The 3,954-nt window shown below is 74.9% G+C and carries 4 protein-coding genes; 1 reads left to right on the plus strand and 3 read right to left on the minus strand.

Features of this window, described 5'->3' with window-relative positions; genetic code table 11:
• The first annotated feature begins 1 nt into the window (after position 1).
• Positions 2 to 604, plus strand: a complete 603-nt coding sequence (locus KBX53_RS25120; protein WP_247676179.1) for a VIT1/CCC1 transporter family protein — start codon at positions 2 to 4, stop codon at positions 602 to 604.
• Between the two features lie 6 nt (positions 605 to 610).
• Here the strand turns inward: KBX53_RS25120 and KBX53_RS25125 are convergent, their stop codons facing one another.
• The 3 genes from KBX53_RS25125 to KBX53_RS25135 all read right to left on the minus strand — a co-directional run.
• The gene (locus KBX53_RS25125) at positions 611 to 1,339 is read right to left on the minus strand and encodes a hypothetical protein (RefSeq protein ID WP_030337616.1); all 729 of its coding nucleotides are present in this window, start codon (positions 1,337 to 1,339) and stop codon (positions 611 to 613) included.
• Positions 1,340 to 1,368: 29 nt separating this feature from the next.
• Complete coding sequence (locus KBX53_RS25130) at positions 1,369 to 1,869, minus strand: nitroreductase/quinone reductase family protein (protein ID WP_036412576.1); 501 nt, start codon at positions 1,867 to 1,869, stop codon at positions 1,369 to 1,371.
• Positions 1,870 to 1,942: 73 nt separating this feature from the next.
• On the minus strand, positions 1,943 to 3,954 hold a 2,012-nt coding region (locus tag KBX53_RS25135; protein ID WP_210861976.1), incomplete at its 5' end, for an ABC transporter permease.

A 3,954-nucleotide genomic window follows, 5' to 3' on the forward strand; every position in this document is an offset into this window, starting at 1 on the left:
CCTGATCGCCGGCGTCGGCGGCGGCGGGGTGTCGCCCCGCAGCATCGTGCTCACCGGCACCGCCGGCCTGGTGGCCGGCGCGATCTCGATGGGGCTCGGCGAGTACACCAGCGTGCGCTCCGCCAACGAGCAGGTCGCCGCCGAGGTGGCGAAGGAGCGCCGGGAGTTGGAACGGCACCCCGAGGCGGAGGCCCGGGAGCTGGCCGACGCGTGGGTGGCCCGGGGTCTGCCCCGGGACCTCGCGACCCAGGTCGCCGAGGCGGTGCGGCGCGACCCGGAGGAGGCGCTGCGGGTGCACGTCCGCGAGGAGTTGGGCGTCGACCCCGACGACCAGCCCAGCCCGTGGGCCGCGGCGATCTCGTCGTTCCTGTTCTTCTCGATCGGCGCGCTGGTTCCGCTGTTGCCGTACCTGCTCGGCGCCACCGAACTCTGGCTGACCCTCGCGGTCGGCGGGCTGGGGTTGTTCGTCGCCGGTGCCGTGGTGGCCCGCTTCACCAACCGTCCGTGGTGGACCAGTGGGCTGCGCCAGCTGCTGCTGGGTGCCGCAGCGGCCGGCGCCACCTATCTGATCGGCGCGCTGATCGGTGTGTCGGGCGGGCTGTGACGCGCGTCAGGTGCTGAGCAGCTCGTCGATGGTGCCGTCGACGGCGCGGCCCCGGGCGGCCAGCTCCTCGGCCTGCCGGGCCAGCACCACACCCACCTCGGTCATGTCCGCGCCGGCCAGACCGGTGCGGCGTACCGCGTCACCCGGATCACGGAAGTAGGTGCGACTCAGCAGGCCGGTCACCGTGGCCGCCGCCAACCGGGCCTCACCGAGCATCAGCAGAGCCTGATCGGTCTCGTACCACTCGGCGAGCCGGGCCGCCCGGGAGTGCGCCGCGCTGCCCCGGTACCACGCCTGCCGGGCTGCGGAGCTGAACTCCGCCGGACGGGCCCGGGCCAGCCGGCCCAGATGTTCGTCGCGCAGCGTCCGCAACCAACCCGTCGGATCGTGCAACGCCTGCGTGGTGACGTACCGGTCGGCGGTCAGCGGCCACAGCGGGGTGAGCACCCGGGCCTGGGCCAGGTAGTCGTCGGCGGCGGCCACGGTCAGGTCGACGAGCACCCCGTCCACCCGCCGGGTCGCCGGTGGCGGGCCGGTCCCGGGTCGGTAGGTGACCACCAGCATGCCCGCCTCGCGGTCCCCACCGCCGTCGTCGTCACCGTGCGCCAGTGGCCCGTGCACCGCGATCGCGAGCACGTCGGCCGGGAACCGCCGCTGGACGGCCTCGGCGACCCGCTCCGCGACCGTCCACCGTCGGTCGTCGAGGCCCCGGTCGACACTGGCCTGTTCACTCACGGGTCCGCCTTTCGCTACCGAACGTCAGCCTAGCCAGCCGACGGCGGACCGTCGGGCGCGCCGCGCCCGGTCGGGGCCAGCCGGAAGATGTGGATCTCCCGGTCGCCGGCCCGCTGCACGTACGTCCGGTACGCGGGCCACTCGGTGACCAGCAGCTGCCACAACCGGTCCCGTTCGGCGCCGGTCGCCCGCTCGGCCCGCACCGCGACCCGCCGGCCCTTCACGTCCACCTCGGCGGCGGGATCGGCGAGCAGGTTCATCGCCCAACCGGGGTGGTGCGTCTGCCCCCAGTTGGAGCCGATCACGACGTACGCGTCGCCGTCGGGCACGTAGACGAGCGGATTGCTGCGCGGCTTGCCGGAGCGGCGGCCGGTCGTGGTGATCACCAGGGACGGGATCAGGCCGAGCGCTACCACCCGGCCCCGGGTGAGGCGACCGACCACCCGATCGGCGGGGACCAACAGCCGTGCGGCCGCGCCGAACCAACGATGATGACCGAGCCGACGGGTGACTCTTCCCAGCACTGACACGCCGATCAGTCTGCCGGCTGCCCGGCCCCGACGGCACCCCTGAGCGGTCCCCTTTCGATCGCCGGCGGATCAGTCAGTCCAGCCGCCGCTCGATCGGCAGTCGGGCCCTGGTGAACAGGCCCGCCCCGAGCATCGCCACCACCGGCACCAGCACCAGGATCCCGAGCGCGGGCCACGGCACCAGGAAGGGGTACGGGTCGGACACCGGCCAGTCGGTGGCGTACTGCCGGTTCACCGAGACCAGCACGATAGCGGCGGTGCCGAGGCCGGCCACGATGCCGAGCACCGACCCGAGACCGGCGATGACCCCGGCCTGGCAGATCGCCAGCAGCCGGCGTACCGCCGGGGCCGCGCCGACGGCCGCGAGGGTGGTCAGCTCGGCGCGCCCCTCGGCGGCGGCGAGCGCGGTGGCGATCCCCGCCGCCCCCACGGTGATCAACCCGGCCGCGGCCGCGAGCAGGAGAAGCAACGGTGAGACGTCGCGTGGCGCGCCGCCGTACTCCACCATCAGCGAGAACGTCCCGAAGGGCCGTATGGCGGCGGTGAACCGTGCCTGTTGCTCCTCGTCGGGCGGGGTCGTGGTGCCGATCACCCAGCCGGTCGGAGACCAGGTCAGGTCGAGTTGCCGGGCGGCGGCGGCGGAGAGCAGCAGACGGGGCTGGCCGGTCGCCCGGGGCAGCGCGTACCCCGGAAGGTCGCGGACCGTGATCGGACGGTTTGGCTCGCCCCCCACGTCGCCGACCCGGACGGTCACCAGTCCGTCGTGCAGGTAGCGCGGGTCGGTCACCACCACGCCACCGGCGCGCAGGACGGCCGTGGCGGCGGCGGTCGTCGCCGGGTCCACGCCGGTGAGCAGGGGGAGCGCGGTCCCGTCGTCGACTCCGGTTTCCACGTAGCCGCCGAAGTAGTCCGCCTCGCGGATCTGGCAGCGGGGGTCGGCGCGGGCCTGCTGGCGCTGCGCCGCGGGGAGTTGGACGCCGGGCTGCCAGGGGCAGGCCCGGGTCAGCGGAAGCACTGGTGTGACATCGCAGTAGCCGGTGGGCCCTGCCCCGCAGGCCGGTGTCTGCACCTGGGCGACCGCGCCGACGCCGAACTGGGTGCGGGCCGCGTCGGTGATCTGGGCCAGCGTGGGCTGCCCGGCCGATCCGATCGGGTTGACCATCACGTGGCCGGTCGGCAGCGCCGGCCGGTAGGCGCGCGCGTCGCGGGCGACGTCGCTGGCGAGGTATCCGCCGAGGGCGACGCTGCTGGCGACGGCGGCCATCACGGCGCAGATGGCAGGTGCCGCGGCGGCCCGGTTGCGGCTGGCGTCGCGCAGCGCGATCCGTGGTGCCAGCGGCAACACCCGGCCCAGGCGGGCGAGCGCCCCGAGCAGCGTGGGCGTGCAGCAGACCAGGCCCAACTCGCCGAGAATCAGCCCGGTGAGAACCACCGCCGGGGACGTCTGGGTGGCCCCGAACGCCGCCAGCCCCGCCCCGCCGACCACCAGCGTCAGTCCGAGAACCAACCACCGGCCCTGGGATTTCGCCGGGGTGCGTCGCCCGGCGAGCCCGGCGCTGACGTCCTGCCGGGCGGCGGTCCAGGCCGGCGCCAGCGCGGCGAGCACCCCGGCCAGCACCGCGACACCACCGAGCAGGACCAGCGCGCTCGGCCAGCAGCGGTAGCCACCGAAACGGGCGCTGAAGACGTACTGCTCCATCAGCGGGCGACCGGCGAACGCCGCGCCGACGCCGACCAGCAGGCCGGCAGCGGCCCCCAGCACGCCCAGCACCACACCGTCGGCCAGGACGACCCGGCGGAGTTGGGCGGCGTCCCCACCCGCCACCGCGACCAGCGCCAGATCCCGCCGGCGGCGACGGACGCCGACGGCGAAGGCCGGCCCGACCAGCAGGACGACCTCCAGCAGCCCGAGGCCGGCGATCAGGACGCCGGTGCTCAGGTCGTTGGGGTCGCTTCCCACGATCGACCCGAACCAGGTCCGGTCCGCTCCGGTCGTCGGGGCGATCCAGTGTCGCGCGGTGACCACCACCCCACGGTCGTTGAGCCGGGACACCAGCGCCGCGTCGACGGTGCCCGGCACGTCCG

The sequence above is a fragment of the Micromonospora sp. M51 genome, from assembly GCF_018070305.1.
Classification (GTDB): domain Bacteria; phylum Actinomycetota; class Actinomycetes; order Mycobacteriales; family Micromonosporaceae; genus Micromonospora; species Micromonospora parva.